Source organism: Streptomyces sp. NPDC006335, from assembly GCF_040612795.1.
Classification (GTDB): domain Bacteria; phylum Actinomycetota; class Actinomycetes; order Streptomycetales; family Streptomycetaceae; genus Streptomyces.
Genome location: NZ_JBEXQX010000002.1, coordinates 936,866 through 951,243 on the forward strand (window position 1 = coordinate 936,866; position 14,378 = coordinate 951,243).

At 73.1% G+C, this 14,378-nt stretch carries 14 protein-coding genes, 1 tRNA gene and 1 pseudogene; 12 read left to right on the forward strand and 4 right to left on the reverse strand.

Annotated features, from left to right (window positions below; genetic code table 11):
* Positions 1-67 precede the first annotated feature (67 nt).
* From ABZ098_RS10260 to ABZ098_RS10285, 6 genes are read left to right on the forward strand one after another with little or no spacing between them, the layout of a single operon-like run.
* Positions 68-979, forward strand: a complete 912-nt coding sequence (locus ABZ098_RS10260) for a glycosyltransferase family 9 protein (protein ID WP_356589405.1) — start codon at positions 68-70, stop codon at positions 977-979.
* The gene (locus ABZ098_RS10265; RefSeq protein ID WP_356589120.1) at positions 976-1,938 is read left to right on the forward strand and encodes a glycosyltransferase; all 963 of its coding nucleotides are present in this window, start codon (positions 976-978) and stop codon (positions 1,936-1,938) included. The genes ABZ098_RS10260 and ABZ098_RS10265 overlap by 4 nt, the downstream gene beginning before the upstream one ends.
* Positions 1,935-3,170: a glycosyltransferase gene (locus ABZ098_RS10270; RefSeq protein ID WP_356589122.1), complete on the forward strand. Its 1,236-nt coding sequence runs from the start codon at positions 1,935-1,937 to the stop codon at positions 3,168-3,170. The genes ABZ098_RS10265 and ABZ098_RS10270 overlap by 4 nt, the downstream gene beginning before the upstream one ends.
* Positions 3,167-3,790 carry an SIS domain-containing protein gene (locus ABZ098_RS10275; RefSeq protein ID WP_356589124.1) on the forward strand — a complete coding sequence of 208 codons (624 nt, stop codon included), beginning with the start codon at positions 3,167-3,169 and terminating at the stop codon, positions 3,788-3,790. Before ABZ098_RS10270 ends, ABZ098_RS10275 begins: the two co-directional genes overlap by 4 nt.
* Entirely contained in the window at positions 3,787-5,226 is a 1,440-nt protein-coding gene (gene rfaE2 / locus ABZ098_RS10280) for a D-glycero-beta-D-manno-heptose 1-phosphate adenylyltransferase (protein ID WP_356589126.1), read from the forward strand. Before ABZ098_RS10275 ends, rfaE2 begins: the two co-directional genes overlap by 4 nt.
* Positions 5,223-6,224 carry a glycosyltransferase family 9 protein gene (locus ABZ098_RS10285; protein ID WP_356589128.1) on the forward strand — a complete coding sequence of 334 codons (1,002 nt, stop codon included), beginning with the start codon at positions 5,223-5,225 and terminating at the stop codon, positions 6,222-6,224. The genes rfaE2 and ABZ098_RS10285 overlap by 4 nt, the downstream gene beginning before the upstream one ends.
* Positions 6,225-6,242: 18 nt before the next feature.
* Here ABZ098_RS10285 and ABZ098_RS10290 read toward each other — a convergent pair whose 3' ends face one another.
* Positions 6,243-7,133, reverse strand: a complete 891-nt coding sequence (locus ABZ098_RS10290) for an SDR family oxidoreductase (protein WP_356589130.1) — start codon at positions 7,131-7,133, stop codon at positions 6,243-6,245.
* 82 nt (positions 7,134-7,215) lie between these two features.
* Entirely contained in the window at positions 7,216-7,623 is a 408-nt protein-coding gene (locus tag ABZ098_RS10295) for an NUDIX domain-containing protein (RefSeq protein ID WP_356589132.1), read from the reverse strand.
* A 177-nt stretch (positions 7,624-7,800) separates the two neighbouring features.
* Here ABZ098_RS10295 and ABZ098_RS10300 point away from each other — a divergent pair, with 177 nt between their 5' ends.
* Positions 7,801-8,637: a DUF2182 domain-containing protein gene (locus ABZ098_RS10300; RefSeq protein WP_356589134.1), complete on the forward strand. Its 837-nt coding sequence runs from the start codon at positions 7,801-7,803 to the stop codon at positions 8,635-8,637.
* 75 nt (positions 8,638-8,712) lie between these two features.
* Here ABZ098_RS10300 and ABZ098_RS10305 read toward each other — a convergent pair whose 3' ends face one another.
* Complete coding sequence (locus tag ABZ098_RS10305) at positions 8,713-9,369, reverse strand: DUF1326 domain-containing protein (RefSeq protein ID WP_356589136.1); 657 nt, start codon at positions 9,367-9,369, stop codon at positions 8,713-8,715.
* Positions 9,370-9,806: 437 nt separating this feature from the next.
* Here ABZ098_RS10305 and ABZ098_RS10310 point away from each other — a divergent pair.
* A pseudogene (locus tag ABZ098_RS10310) lies at positions 9,807-10,119 on the forward strand (site-specific integrase); the annotation flags it as partial.
* Between the two features lie 77 nt (positions 10,120-10,196).
* The gene (locus ABZ098_RS10315) at positions 10,197-10,478 is read left to right on the forward strand and encodes a hypothetical protein (RefSeq protein WP_356589138.1); all 282 of its coding nucleotides are present in this window, start codon (positions 10,197-10,199) and stop codon (positions 10,476-10,478) included.
* A 150-nt stretch (positions 10,479-10,628) separates the two neighbouring features.
* Here the strand turns inward: ABZ098_RS10315 and ABZ098_RS10320 are convergent.
* A tRNA-Arg gene (locus ABZ098_RS10320) sits at positions 10,629-10,700 on the reverse strand.
* 103 nt (positions 10,701-10,803) lie between these two features.
* Here ABZ098_RS10320 and ABZ098_RS10325 point away from each other — a divergent pair.
* The 3 genes from ABZ098_RS10325 to lysA all read left to right on the forward strand — a co-directional run bounded on the left by ABZ098_RS10325 (position 10,804) and on the right by lysA (position 14,318).
* Positions 10,804-11,340 carry a response regulator gene (locus ABZ098_RS10325; RefSeq protein WP_356589407.1) on the forward strand — a complete coding sequence of 179 codons (537 nt, stop codon included), beginning with the start codon at positions 10,804-10,806 and terminating at the stop codon, positions 11,338-11,340.
* 457 nt (positions 11,341-11,797) lie between these two features.
* A complete protein-coding gene (gene nrtL / locus ABZ098_RS10330) occupies positions 11,798-12,904 on the forward strand; it encodes an ArgS-related anticodon-binding protein NrtL (RefSeq protein ID WP_356589140.1) in 1,107 nt (368 codons plus the stop codon).
* Between the two features lie 22 nt (positions 12,905-12,926).
* Entirely contained in the window at positions 12,927-14,318 is a 1,392-nt protein-coding gene (lysA, locus tag ABZ098_RS10335; protein WP_356589142.1) for a diaminopimelate decarboxylase, read from the forward strand.
* Positions 14,319-14,378 lie beyond the last annotated feature (60 nt).

The window sequence follows — 14,378 nt, forward strand, 5'->3', positions numbered from 1 at the left end:
CTTCGGCGACGTCCTGCTCGCCGGGCCCGCCGTCCGGGCGGTCGCCGCCCACTCCTCCCGGGTGACGATGCTCTGCGGCCCGCTCGGCGAGGCCGCCGCACGGCTCCTGCCCGGCGTCGACGACGTGATCACCTGGGCGGCCCCCTGGGAGGGCGTGGACGCGCCCACCGTCGCCGACGCGGACGTGGACGCGCTGGTGGAGCGCCTGAAGGCGGAGGCCTTCGACACCGCCCTGATCCTCACCTCGTTCCACCAGAGCCCGCTGCCCACGGCCCTGTTGCTGCGGATGGCCGGCGTGGCACGGATCGGCGCCGACAGCGCCGACCACCCGGGCCGCCTGCTCGACGTACGGCACCGGCGGCTGCCCGGCCGGCACGAGGCCGAGGCCGCGCTCGACACCGCCGCCGCCATGGGCTTCCTCGCGCCGCCGGGTGACGACGGACGGCTGCGTGTCGTCCCGCCACCGGACACCGTCGCGCTCACCGGCAACGGCCCGTACGTCGTCGTGCACCCCGGTGCCAGCGCGCCCGCCCGCGCCTGGAGTCCCGACCGCTGCGCCGAGGCCGTCGCCCTGCTCGCCGACGCCGGGCACCGCGTCGTCGTCACCGGCGGCCCCCATGAGACCGGCCTCACCCGGCGGGTCAGCGGCGAGTGGGCGGTGGACCTCGGCGGCAGGACGAGCCCGCGGACCCTGGCCGGCGTCCTGCGTGCCGCCGAGGCCGTGGTGAGCGGCAACACCGGCCCCGCCCATCTGGCCGCCGCCGTCGCCACCCCCGTGGTCTCCCTGTTCGCGCCCGTCGTCCCGGCCGAGCGGTGGGCGCCGTACGGGGTGCCCCACGTGCTCCTCGGCGACCAGCACGCGCCCTGCGCCGACAGCCGGGCCCGGCACTGTCCCGTGCCGGGCCACCCGTGCCTGGACGAGGTCACGGCCCAGGACGTGGTGCGCGCCGTGCAGAAACTCCTCAAGGAGAGCGCATGAACATCCTTGTCTGGCATGTGCACGGCTCCTGGCTGACGTCGTTCGTCCAGGGCCCGTACACCTTCCTCGTCCCGGTGACGCCCGATCGCGGACCGGACGGACTGGGCCGGGCCAGGACCTGGCAGTGGCCGGCGACCGTGCGCGAACTGAGCCCCGCCGAACTGCGCGAGGCCGACATCGACCTCATGGTCCTGCAACGGCCGCACGAGCTGGACCTCGCCCGGCGGTGGACCGGCCGCCGGCCCGGCACCGACGTACCCGCCGTCTACGTCGAGCACAACAGCCCGCACGAGTCGCCCGTCGACACCCGCCACCCCCTCGCCGACCGCAGTGACATCCCGGTCGTCCACGTCACCCACTTCAACCGCCTGATGTGGGACAACGGCCGCGCTCCCACCGAGGTGATCGAGCACGGCATCATCGACCCGGGGCCCCTGTGGACCGGCGAGGAGGCCCGCGCGGCCGTCGTCGTCAACGAGCCCGTACGGCGCGGACGTACCACCGGAACCGACCTGCTGCCCCGGTTCGCCCGCTCGGTGCCGCTGGACGTCTTCGGCATGCGCACGGAGCGACTCGCCGGCCATCTCGGACTGCCGGCCGACCGCTGCCGCAGCCGCGACCTGCCGCAGGGCGAACTCCACCCCGCGATGGCCCGCTGCCGCCTGTACCTGCACCCCGTGCGGTGGACGTCGCTCGGCCTGTCCCTGCTGGAGGCCATGTTCCTGGGGATGCCCGTGGTGGCCCTCGACACCACGGAGGTTCGGGAGGCCGTGCCCGAAGGGACCGGGGTGGTCTCCAACCGCCTCGACGTACTGGAGGAGGCCGTCCGCGGATTCCTCGCGGACCGGGCCCACGCCCGGCTGACCGGGGAGGCCGCCCGGGCCGCGGCACAGACCCGCTACGGAGAACGGCGTTTCCGGGACGACTGGGAACGCCTGATCAAGGAGGTCACCCGATGAGCCCCAGCCAGCCGTCGGCCGGCCGCGTCGCCATGGTCTCCGAGCACGCCAGCCCGCTGGCCGAGCTCGGCGGACCCGACGCGGGCGGCCAGAACGTCTACGTGGCCCAGCTCGCCGCCCGACTGGCCCGCCGGGGCCACGAGGTCGTCGTGTACACGCGCCGCGACGACCCGCGGCTGCCGGAGCGGGTCGTCACGCCCGACGGGGTGAAGGTCGTCCACGTGCCCGCCGGGCCGCCGGCCCCGATACCCAAGGACGAACTCCTGCCGTACATGGAGGAGTTCGGAGCCTGGCTGGCCCGCGAGTGGGCCACCGAGCCACCCGACGTGGTGCACGCCCACTTCTGGATGTCCGGCCTGGCGGCGGTGGCCGGGGCACGCGCCACGGGCGTGCCCGTCGTGCAGACGTACCACGCGCTCGGCACCGTGAAGAAACGCCACCAGGGCGCCGCCGACACCAGCCCGCGCGAACGCGTGGCGATCGAGACGGCCGTGGGCCGGGAGTGCGGCGGCATCATCGCCACCTGCGAGGACGAGGTGCGCGAACTCCTCGCCATGGGGCTGCCCCGCCGGCGCATCCACGTGGTCCCCTGCGGAGTGGACCCCGTGCGGTTCGCACCGGTCGCGGCCGCCCGCCGGGCCCCGTCCGCGCCCCGGCGACTGCTCACCGTCGGCCGGCTCGTCCCCCGCAAGGGCTTCGACCGGGCCATTCGCGCCCTGGCCACCGTGCCGGACGCCGAACTCCTCGTCGCCGGGGGCCCCGAACCGGCCCTCCTCTTCGCCGAGCCCGAGACGGAACGGCTGTGCTCGATCGCCGAGGAGTGCGGAGTGGCCGACCGGGTGACGCTGCTGGGCGGCGTGAGCCGCACCCGGATGCCCGCGTTGATGTCCGGCGCGGACCTCGTGCTGTCCGTGCCCCGCTACGAACCCTTCGGCATCGTCCCGGTCGAGGCCATGGCCTGCGGCACCCCCGTCGTCGCCACCGCCGTTGGCGGACAGCTCGACACCGTCGCCGACGGCGTCACGGGCGTCCTGGTCCCGCCCGACGAGGACCACGACCTCGGCGGAACCGTCCGGGAACTGCTCGACGACCCGGACCGGCTCACCCGGTACGGCGCCGCCGGACGACGCCGGGTCCTCGCCCGCTACACCTGGGACCGCGTCGCCGACGGGGTCACCCGGGTGTACGGCGCGGTGTCCTCCGTTCCCTCGCTCTCAGGAGTCGTCCGATGAAACTCGCCGCCGACACCGCACACTGCGACGACCTGATGACGGCACTCGAAGGGTTCCGCGACTACGCCGCCCCCGTCGTCCGGCGCTGGGGGACCTCCCTCGCCGAACGCCTGGGCACCGGCGCCCGGCTCCTCGTCGCGGGCAACGGCGGCAGCGCGGCCCAGGCCCAGCACCTGACCGCCGAACTCGTCGGCCGCTACCGCGACGACCGCCCGCCGTTCTCCGCGCTCGCGCTGCACGCCGACACCTCCTCGACCACCGCCATCGCCAACGACTACGGCGTCCAGGAGATCTTCGCCCGGCAGGTCGCCGCGCACGGCCGCACCGGGGACGTGCTGATGCTGCTGTCGACCAGCGGCGCCAGCGCCAACCTGCTCGTCGCCGCCAAGGAGGCGCAGCGCCTGGGCATGACCGTCTGGGGCCTGACCGGCCCGGCGCCGAACCCGCTGGAAGGATGCGCGGACGACTCCCTGTGCGTGGACGCGGCGACGACCGCCACGGTCCAGGAACTGCACCTCGTGGCCGTCCACATGCTCTGCGAGTCCTTCGACCGCGCCGTGGCGGGACGCGTGCCGCCCGACGGCCGACCGGCGGACCGGGACACGGAGGGCGGCACATGAGCGCCCCGGCCCCGCTGCTCGTCGTAGGAGACGCCCTGCTCGACCACGATCTGTGCGGGCGGGTCGAGCGGCTGGCCCCCGACGCGCCCGTCCCGGTCGTCAGCTCGCTCCGGCGCGTCACCCGCCCGGGCGGAGCCGCGCTGGCGGCCTGCCTCGCCGCGGCCGACGGGAGGCAGGTCACCCTCGTCACCGCGCTGGGCGACGACGAGGCCAGCGAGTCGCTGTGCCGACTGCTGTCCGGCCGGGTGCGCCTGGTCCGGCTGCCCCTGACCGGCGCCCTGTCCAGCAAGACCCGGGTCCTCGCCGAGGACCGGCCGCTGCTGCGCCTGGACGACGGCGACGGGCGGGCCCGGGAAGGGACCGAGGAGGCGTGCCGGGCGATCGCGCAAGCCGGTGCCGTCCTCGTCGCCGACTACGGCCGCGGCACCGCCGACCTCCTGCGCGACCCGCTGCGGTCCGCGGCCGCGCGGGTGCCCGTCGTCTGGGATCCGCATCCGCGCGGCAAGCCGCCGGTGCCCGGCGTCCGGCTGGCCACGCCGTGCGCGAGCGAGGCGCGTGGCTTCGCCGCCCGGCTGGGCACCGGCGAGGAGCCGCAGGGCGGCAGCGCCCTGCACACCGCGGCCCGCCACGCCGACACGCTCGTCCGCGCCTGGCGTGCGACCTCCGTGGCCGTGACGCTGGGCGGGCGGGGCGCCCTGCTGTCGCACGGGGAGGCTCCGCTGCTGGTGCCGTCGCCGGTCACCGCCGAGGGCGACGCCTGCGGGGCCGGGGACCGGTTCGCGGCGACCGCCGCCGGATCCCTCGCGGACGGCGAGCTCACCGAGACCGCCGTGCGGGCCGCCGTACACGCCGCCACCCGGTACGTCGCCGAGGGCGGCGCCCGCGCGCTCGCCGTGGACACCGCCGCACCGGCCGCGCACCCGAGCCGCTCCGACGACCACGAGCCGACGGACGACGCCCTGCGCACGGCCGCTCGCGTACGGGCCGCCGGCGGGACCGTCGTCGCCGCCGGTGGCTGCTTCGACCTGCTGCACGCCGGCCACGTCGCCCTGCTGGAGGCCGCCCGCCGCACCGGCGACTGCCTGGTGGTGTGCGTCAACTCGGACGCCTCCGTACGCCGGCGCAAGGGCGGCGGCCGACCCCTGGTCCCGCTGGCCGACCGGCTCCGGGTGCTGCGCGCGCTGGAGTGCGTCGACGCGGTCGCCGTGTTCGACGAGGACACCCCGGAGCGACTGCTCGGTGAACTGCGCCCGCACATCTGGGCCAAGGGCGGCGACTACGCCCTGGCCCAACTGCCGGAGGCGTCGCTCGTGGAGAGCTGGGGCGGACAGGTCGTCCTGTTCCCCTACCTGGACGGCCGCTCCACCACCGGCATCGCGGAACGCGCGGCGGCGGCCCCGCGGCCGGAGGGTCTGACCGGACGGAGGGCCCGGTGACCACCTCGCCGCGTCGCCCCCGCCTGCTGGTGCTGCGTGCGCTGGGCCTGGGTGACCTGCTCGCCGCGGTGCCCGCGCTGCGCGGCCTCCGCAGGGCCTTTCCCGGGCATCACGTCGTCCTGGCGATCCCGCCGGCACTCGGCGAGGCGGCCCTGGCCACGGGAGCGGTGGACGAAATCCTCCCCGCCGAGGCTCCGAGACGGGCCGTACCCGCGCTGGACCACTGGACCGGGCCGCCCCCCGACATCGCCGTCGACCTGCACGGCAACGGACCGGAGAGCCGCGACGCGCTGGCCGCCCTCGCCCCCCGCCGGCTCCTGGCCCACGCCCAGCCGGACCCGGCCCTCCCCGAGCCCCCGGTGTGGCGGCCGGACCAGCACGAGCGCGAGCGGTGGTGCGGCTTCCTCGCCGCGTTCGGCGTCGCCGCGGACCCCGGCGACCTGCGGCTGCCGCCACCGGACACGCCGTCCCCGGCGCCGGGGGCCGTGGTCGTCCATCCCGGCGCGGAGTCCGCGTCCCGCCGCTGGCCGGCCGACCGCTTCGCCCGCCTCGTACGGCGCCTGCGCACCGCCGGTCACCAGGTCGTCCTGACCGGTGGCCCGGGGGAGGACGCCGTGGTCCTGGAGGTCGCCGCGCGTGCGGGCCTGCCGGAGCGGTACGTACTGCGCGGCGGTCTGCGGTTCGGCGAGCTGTCGGCGCTCATCGCCCACGCCACGCTCGTCGTGAGCGGCGACACCGGACCGGCGCATCTCGCCACGGCCCACGCCACGCCCTCCGTGACCCTCTTCGGCCCGGTACCGCCCCACCTGTGGGGCCCGCCCCGCTCCGGGCCCCACATCGCCCTGTGGAAACAGGGACCGCCAGGCGATCCGCACGGCGACACCCCCGACCCGCAGCTGCTGCGGATCGACACGGACGAGGCCACCGAGGCGGCGCTGTCCCTGCTAAGACCGGTACGGACCGCGGCGTCGGCCCGAAAGGGGCGGGCCCCGGCCTGAGGTCACGGGCCAGGCCGCTCACGGCAGGGGCGTGCCGCCGGTCGCGTTGAGGATCTCGGCGGTGACGAAGCTCGCGTCCTGAGAGGCCAGGTACACATACGCCGGGGCCAGTTCGGCGGGCTGGGCCGGGCGGCCCAGCGGACTCTGCTTGCCGAACTCCACGGTGTCGGGCATGGTCGCGGGGATCAACGGCGTCCACACCGGTCCCGGCGCGACCGCGTTGACGCGGATACCGCGCTCCGCGAGCATCTGGGCCAGCCCCTGGGTGAAGGTCACGATCGCGCCCTTCGTCATCGCGTAGTCCAACAGGTGCGGACTGGGCTTGTACGCCTGCACCGACGTGGAGTTGATGACACTGCCGCCCTCCGGGATGTGCGGCACGGCGAACTTGGTCAGCCAGAACATCCCGTAGAGGTTGGTGCGCATCACCCGGTCGAACTGCTCGGTCGTGATGGCCTCGATACCGTCCGGCTGCGACATCTGGAACGCCGCGTTGTTCACCAGCACGTCGATCCGCCCGAACTCGGCGACCGCGCGCTCCACCAGCGCCCGGCAGTTGTCCTCCTCCCGGATGTCACAGGAGACGGCCACCGCCTTGCGGCCGGCGCCCTCGACCAGGCGTGACGTCTCGCGCGCCTCGTCCGCCTCCTCCGGCAGATGCGTGAACAGCACATCGGCACCCTCCCGGGCGAACGCCAGTGCCACCGCCCGCCCGATACCGGAGTCCCCGCCCGTGATGACGGTCTTACGGCCCTCCAGCCGACCGGTGCCGCGATAGGACTCCTCGCCGTGGTCCGGCGGAGGGTCCATCGGGCCGGTCCAGCCCGGGTGCGGCTGGTCCTGCGCCGGAAAGTCCGGGCGCGGGTGCTGCGTCGCCGGATCCTGCTGCGTGTGCTGTTCCTCGGTCACGGCGGCCTCCTCGGCGTGGTCGGATCAGGACGAACGAGCGAGTTCCCGCCCTGCCCCGTCCGAAAGCTCAGCGCCCGCGCCCTCAGGGCAGCCGCCCCGCCTCGTGAAGCGCGTCGAAGACCAACCCGTCGACGACCGAGACCCTGTCCCGATCGGCGTACCGGAACCATGCCTTCTCGGCGATCTCCCGCGACGGGATCAGCTCGCCACGGTGATCGGCGGTGTAACAGATCATCCGGAAGGGACCGTGCCCGGGATGACCCTCGCCGATCTCGAAAGTACCGAAGCGAACCATGGACGCAGGACTGATCACCGCCCGCAACTCCTCGTCGATCTCCCGCACCAGAGTCTCGCTGTCGGACTCACCGGGCTCACGATGACCCCCCGGCAGATAAAACAGTTCCCTCCCATGACTACGCACCGCCAACACCCGCCCACCCCGAACCAGAACCCACGCCACCTTCTCCGGCACACCACGCCCATCCACCATGGCCCGGGACCGTATCGGAGGGCACCGCGATGCTGCCGTAGACGTACACCGACCCCGGCACGCAGTCCTCGAAGTACCGTTCCCGTGCGACCCGTGGGCGGCAGCCCCGGTAGCCGCTCGAGGTCGCGACGCGGTGGAAGGCGTGCTGTCCTGGAACCATCCACGGGAGACACGCCGATGCGTCACAGCAAGACCTCCGCCTTCGCATCCGCCCGGTCGCGCGCACCGACCGGAGCGGGAGGAGGCTTGCTGCCGGCCCGGGATCTCGCGGCCGCCTGGCTCCTGGTCGTCCTCATATCGGCGCCCGCCTGGGCGCTGACGATCGGGCAGGCCCGGGACATGGGGGTCGAGCCCGGCACGATGGGGATGGCGCTGCCCCTGTTCCTGCTGCTGTGGGTGACGATGATGGCGGCCATGATGCTGCCGTCCATGGCACCGGTGGCCATCACGTGGGTGCGGGGGATCGGCCGGCAGTCCTCCGGCTGGGCGCGGACCGCGCGCACCGCCGAGTTCGTGGGCGGGTATCTGCTGGTGTGGACCGTCTTCGGGCTGCTCGCCTACGCGGCCCTGGCCCTCACCGGCACTCTGCTGGACGACCGTCCGACCGCCGGACGCTGGATCGGGGCGGTGGTCTTCCTTCTCGCGGGACTGTATGAGTTCGGCCCCCTCAAGCATGTCTGCCTGCGCCACTGCCGCGACCCCATGGGCCACCTCGTGCGCTACGCCGCGTTCCGACAGCCAGCCCGCGACCTGCGGGTCGGCGCCCATCACGGCGCCTACTGCGTCGGCTGCTGCGCGGGACTGATGGTCGTCCTGGTCCCGCTCGGCGTGATGAACGTCGCGGCGATGGCCGGACTGGCCGTGGTGATCTTCCTGGAGAAGCTGTGGCCCCGGGGTCCGCTGCTCGCCCGGGTCGTGGGCGTCGCGTTCGTCGTGCTGGCAGTGCTCGCGCCGTTCCAGGACTGGCTGCTGCCGGGGTTGCAGGGGCCGATGCCGTCGATGAGCGGCGGGTGACTCGGCCGGCCCCCGAGGACCGAGCTGTCCGGCAGGCGAAGAAGTCCGCCGGCCCTTGCCAGGCCGAGCAGCTCGTCAGTCGGGACCACTCCAGTCGAACGGGAAGTGTTTGCTCGACTTCCCCGAGCGTTCCCAGGAGAAGCCGAATGCGTCGGCGCGGTCGACGGTGGCCCGTCCCCAGGTGGCGACCTGGCCCGGCCCGACCTCGGCGCCCGGGGCGTTGTGGACCTGGACGCGTGCGCCGTCCGGTGTGGTCGGTCCGGAGAGTGCCTCCGCGGTGGCCGTGACCTTGCCGGGAACCTCGGCTCGCCAGGTGCCGAGGTCTTCGTCGATCTCCACGTGAACCGGGGCGAAGTCCATGCCGCGCATCTCGGGGTGGAACATCTCCCCGAACTGCGCCGGCCATCCGCCCGCCTCACCTCCGAAGATGGCCCCGAGTGCACCGCGCTGCTGCTCGTCGGCGCGCTCGTCGAGGAAGACCGCGGCGTACGCGTCGGTGTGCGCGCCGGCCCAGACGTTGCCGACGAAGGAGCCGAGCATCAGGACGTTGAGACCGTCGAGTCGCACATCGCCGAAGCTGCCTTCGCGGATGTGCCACACCAGCACGCCCTCGCAGTCGCCGTAGGTCGGAGGCTGCGCGAACGTGCAGGGGCACGGTATGGCGCACTTGCACACGTCGAACCAATCACCGGCCAGGCGCCAGTGCGTGTCGGTGGTGGCCTGCTCTGTCATCTCGCTTCCCTCCTGCCGGGCCCGTAGGAGCCCACTCGGAGTGACGAGACCGCGTCTCCCGAGCCCGCACGCGGGATGGCGAGGCGGCCTCCATTCCAGCTTGCGCCTCTCGTCCCGGTAGGGGAACCCGGGCATCGACGCGCTCAGGGGCCAGGTCCGTCCGGACGGACCGCCCAGGCCGGCAGCGACCGTCCGGCTCAGCCCTGGAGAGCAGCCCTGCCGTGCGTGTGCAACGGGCGGGGTGGGCGCCGACCGGCGTATCCAGGACCACCCGCGCTCACTGTCGAGCGCGGCGATCATCCGGATCCGGGTACGTTCGAAGCCGGACTCGACCTCGACGCCTAGGTCATGTCACAAGGTGCCCCGCAACAAGGACACGCCGTGGGACAGCGGTCCACTGAACGCCCCGTCCAGGTCGGGGCTGCTCGACAACTGACCTGGTGCGCATGCTCCTGGCCCACGTCGAGGAGTTCGGTACAGCAGAAGACGGTCGGCTGTTCGCCGACGAACGAGGGAAAGTGGACGCCTCGACGACGTACTGGCGGGTCTGGAACGAGGCTCGATTCCGCGCTCTCATCCTCGCTCAACGCGGGCGTGGACCCCACCAAGGTCGCGGAGCGCGCGGGCAACAGCGTCGAAGTGCGGCTGAGCCGGTACGCGAAGTGCCTCAACGGTCGCCAGGACTTGGCCAACCGTCGGATCGCGGAGTTCCTCGGGGAGGGCGATGACCAGGAGGCAATAAAGAACTGACAATGAGCGGGTGGGGCCTTCGGCGTTCTGGCCCGTTCCCTGCTGTTGCCCGTCTGCCTTGTGGAGTTCGGAGGACCATGGACCCGCTCGCTGTGCTTGATGAAGCTGTGGCCACTCTCAAGGCTCCTCTGGGAGAGGGCGACCGGGCGCAGGGCTGGACCGATGATCTCCGAAGAGAGGTGCAGGCAGAGATCTCGATCAATCGCTCGGTGCTGCGTCGCCACGGGCTGGGCATGGCGCGGCACCTGCGCCCTCGCCTCGACGAGTGGATGGCACATGAGGGCGTGCAGCCTGGGCGCCTCCGGAACCTGGTGGGTGACGTACAGCGGTCGCTCGTGGAAGCTCGGACCATGACGTGAGCAATGCCCGCCGACCTGGGCGTTCGTCGCCCACCGCCCGTCCACGGCCCCTGACATACAGGCCCATGGCGGCACACGCCCCCACATACGCGAAGACCCCGGCCTCAGCGTTTCCGCTGGTGACGGGGTCTTTGGGCACCTCATACAGGGTGCCCCCGGCAGGATTCGAACCTGCGCACACGGCTCCGGAGGCCGTTGCTCTATCCCCTGAGCTACGGGGGCGTGTCGGCGTGGAGCTGGTGGCTCCTGGCGACGGGTAGAACACTACCAGCTCCGTCGGGGTGATCAGGAACGGGTTTCCCGGTGGCACCCGCACGGGGTGGAAGTGGGGAAAACCCGGACGCGGTGGCCGGTCCGCACCTACTCTCGAGTTGTGCCAGGCGCGTCGGGTCGGGTGCTTGTTGTGGACGACAACAAGGTCATCCGGCAATTGATCAGGGTCAATCTCGAGCTGGAGGGTCTCGAGGTCGTGACCGCGGCCGATGGTGTCGAGTGTCTGGATGTCGTTCATCAGGTGCGTCCCGATGTCGTGACCCTCGATGTGGTCATGCCCCGGCTGGACGGACTGAGGACCGCCGAGGCGCTGCGTTCCGACCCTCGGACGGCTCACCTTCCCCTCGCCATCGTCAGCGCCTGTACGCAGCACGAGGTCGACAGCGGTCTCGACGCCGGCGTCGACGCCTTCCTCGCCAAGCCCTTCGAACCCGCCGAACTTGTCAGGCTTGTACGGCAGTTGATCGAGGACAGCCGGGAAGGGCCGGGCCCGGGGGAGGGCGACAGCCCACTCGTCGGGGGTGTCGGGGGCGTCGGGGGTGTCCTCGGAAGCGCGGAAACCGAGCGGGCCGGTCAAGCCGGCGCCTGAACGCCGTCCCACCGCGACCCCACCGCAGCACGCACGCCGTCCCACCGCGACCACACCGCAGCACGCACCCCGACCCACCAGACACCGCCCCACCGCAACACGCACGCCGCCCCACCGGCTGCCATCTCACCGCACGCCAGCCCACCCCACGCCGCCCCACCGGCTGCCATCTCACCGCACGCCAGCCCCCTCCACGCCAGCCCACCCCACGCCGCCCCACCGCACCCCGTAACCCCGCCACACCACCCCGTCGGCCGACGCCACTCCACACCCGGCCCAGCACCCCCCGCTGCGCTCCGACACCGGCCCCGTCAAACCCGCCCGGCCGCCCGTTCGCCGCCCCACCCTCCCCGAGGCCGACCCGCCCCCGGCCGCCGCACCCCCCACCCGTCCCACATCCCGGACCCCCGCCAAACCCGCTCGCCCTCGCACCCCCCTCCTCCCATACGCTTGTCCCGTGACCCCCGTCGAGCTCTCCCGTACCGTGCTGCGCGCGGTGCGTCGTGCTGTCGACGACGGGGAGCTGGACGTGGTCGTGCCGGGGCGGACCCATGTCACGCCTCCGGGGCCCGGAGGCTGTGGTGACTACGCCACCAACGTCGCCCTCCAGCTCGCCCGGCCGGCCGGGCAGCCGCCGTTGCGGGTCGCCGAGATCCTCCGGCGGCGCCTCGCGCAGAGCGACGGCATCAGCGACGTCGTCGTCACCGGGCCCGGGTTCCTCAACATCAGCCTGCGGGGCACCGAAGCGGCCCTCGTGCGGGAGATCCTGCGGTGCGGGCGGGCGTACGGCCATGTCGACCGGCCCACCGGGCAGCTCGCCCAGCTCCACGCCCCCCACGAGGTGCGCGCCGTCGTCGTGATGGACGCCGTCGCCCGCATCCTCCGCTCCCAGGGCGCCCTCGTCCGCACCAGCTGCGTCGCTCGCCCCGAGCCGGCCTGGACGGACATCCTCGGCGCCCAGGTCGACGCGTACGGCACCCCGGAGGCCCCCGCCCCCCTCGACGTCAACGTCCGGCCCGTGCCGGGGCCCCCCGCCGACCCCACCTCCCTCGGCCGCGACGCCGCCCGCTGGGCGCTTCTCCACCCGGCCCCCCATGACCGGCCCCGCATCACCGCCGACCATCTGGTCCAGCGGGAGAGCAACCCTCTCTTCCGGGTCCGTTACGCCCACGCCCGCACCCGGGCCCTCACCCGCAACGCCGCCGACCTGGGCTTCCACGCCGAGCCGGGGGACGTGCACCCACGGGCGGACACAAAGGCAGCCGTACAGGAAACAGCCGTACCGGACACCGCCGTACACGACACGACCGTCCTGCGGAACGTCCTCGCCGATCACCCCCGTGTCCTCCAGGCCGCCGCCGCGCACCACGCCCCCGACCGCCTGGCCCGGCACCTCGTCACCGTCGCCGATGCCGTGCTCCCCCTGCTCGCAGCCGTCCTTCCGCGGGGCGCGGAGAAACCCTCGGCCGCCCACCGTGCCCGGCTCGCGCTCGCCGAAGCCGCCGGGGCGGTGCTGGCCGGTGGCCTGACCCTGCTCGGCATCGACGCACCCGAACACCTCTGAGAACAGAGAGCCAGTCAAGAAGATGAGCCGTTCCGCACATCCCGCAGGGCCCCGTCACGCCGACGTCCTTCCCGAGGGCCACTACTCCGCCCCGCCCGCCGACCTCAACACCCTCGACCCCAAGGTCTGGGCCCAGACGGTCACGCGCGACGGGGACGGCGTCCTCACCGTGGGCGGTATCACCGCGACGCGCCTCGCCGAACAGCACGGCACTCCCGCCTACATCGTCGACGAGGCCGACTTCCGGGCCCGGGCGCGGGCCTGGCGCACCGCCTTCGGCCATGACGCCGACGTCTTCTACGCCGGCAAGGCGTTCCTCTCCCGGGCCGTCGTGCGCTGGCTGCACGAGGAGGGGCTCAACCTCGACGTCTGCTCCGGAGGGGAGCTCGCCACCGCCCTCTCCGCCGGCATGCCCGCCGACCGGATCGCCTTCCACGGCAACAACAAGTCCACGGAGGAGATCCGCCGCGCGATCACCGAAGGGGTCGGGCGGATCGTGCTCGACTCCTTCCAGGAGATCGTCCGCGTCGCGCACATCGCCCGTGAGCTGGGTACGCGGCAGCGCGTGCAGATCCGGATCACCGTCGGCGTCGAGGCGCACACGCACGAGTTCATCGCCACCGCCCACGAGGACCAGAAGTTCGGCATCCCGCTCGCCGGCGGGCAGGCCGCCGAGGCCGTGCGGCGGGCGCTTCAGCTCGACTCGCTCGAACTCATCGGCATCCACTCCCACATCGGGTCGCAGATCTTCGACATGTCCGGCTTCGAGGTCGCCGCGCACCGCGTGGTCGGGCTGCTCAAGGACGTTCGTGACGAGCACGGCGTCGAGCTTCCCGAGATCGACCTCGGCGGCGGGCTCGGGATCGCGTACACGAGTGACGACGATCCCCGTGAGCCGCACGAGATCGCCAAGGCGCTCACCGAGATCGTGACGCGGGAGTGCGAGGCCGCCAGGCTGCGCACGCCCCGCATCTCCGTCGAGCCCGGGCGGGCCATCGTCGGTCCCACCGCGTTCACGCTCTACGAGGTCGGCACCGTCAAGCCCCTCGACGGGCTGCGCACCTACGTCTCCGTCGACGGCGGGATGTCGGACAACATCCGCACCGCGCTGTACGACGCCGAGTACACCGTCGCCCTCGTCTCCCGGACCAGTGACGCCGAGCCCATGCTCGCCCGGGTCGTCGGCAAGCACTGCGAGAGCGGGGACATCGTGGTGAAGGACGCGTTCCTGCCGGCCGACCTGGCACCGGGTGACCTCATCGCCGTACCGGCGACGGGCGCCTACTGCCGTTCCATGGCGAGCAACTACAACCACGTGCTGCGCCCGCCGGTCGTCGCCGTCAACGACGGTGAGTCCCGGGTCATCGTCCGCCGGGAGACCGAGGAGGACCTGCTGCGGCTCGATGTCGGCTGAAAAACGTCAGGGGTGGAAGATCTACGGTCTTCCGCCTCTGTGGAAATGAAATAGATGTCT

Coding starts and splice junctions, on each gene's coding strand:
- ABZ098_RS10260 (WP_356589405.1), top strand. CDS start 68: ATGCTCTGCGGCCCGCTCGGCGAGGCCGCCGCACGGCTCCTGCCCGGC.
- ABZ098_RS10305 (WP_356589136.1), bottom strand. CDS start 9,369: ATGACAGAGCAGGCCACCACCGACACGCACTGGCGCCTGGCCGGTGAT.
- ABZ098_RS10315 (WP_356589138.1), top strand. CDS start 10,197: ATGGACCCGCTCGCTGTGCTTGATGAAGCTGTGGCCACTCTCAAGGCT.
- ABZ098_RS10265 (WP_356589120.1), top strand. CDS start 976: ATGAACATCCTTGTCTGGCATGTGCACGGCTCCTGGCTGACGTCGTTC.
- ABZ098_RS10270 (WP_356589122.1), top strand. CDS start 1,935: ATGAGCCCCAGCCAGCCGTCGGCCGGCCGCGTCGCCATGGTCTCCGAG.
- ABZ098_RS10300 (WP_356589134.1), top strand. CDS start 7,801: ATGCGTCACAGCAAGACCTCCGCCTTCGCATCCGCCCGGTCGCGCGCA.
- ABZ098_RS10295 (WP_356589132.1), bottom strand. CDS start 7,623: ATGGTGGATGGGCGTGGTGTGCCGGAGAAGGTGGCGTGGGTTCTGGTT.
- ABZ098_RS10275 (WP_356589124.1), top strand. CDS start 3,167: ATGAAACTCGCCGCCGACACCGCACACTGCGACGACCTGATGACGGCA.
- lysA (WP_356589142.1), top strand. CDS start 12,927: ATGAGCCGTTCCGCACATCCCGCAGGGCCCCGTCACGCCGACGTCCTT.
- rfaE2 (WP_356589126.1), top strand. CDS start 3,787: ATGAGCGCCCCGGCCCCGCTGCTCGTCGTAGGAGACGCCCTGCTCGAC.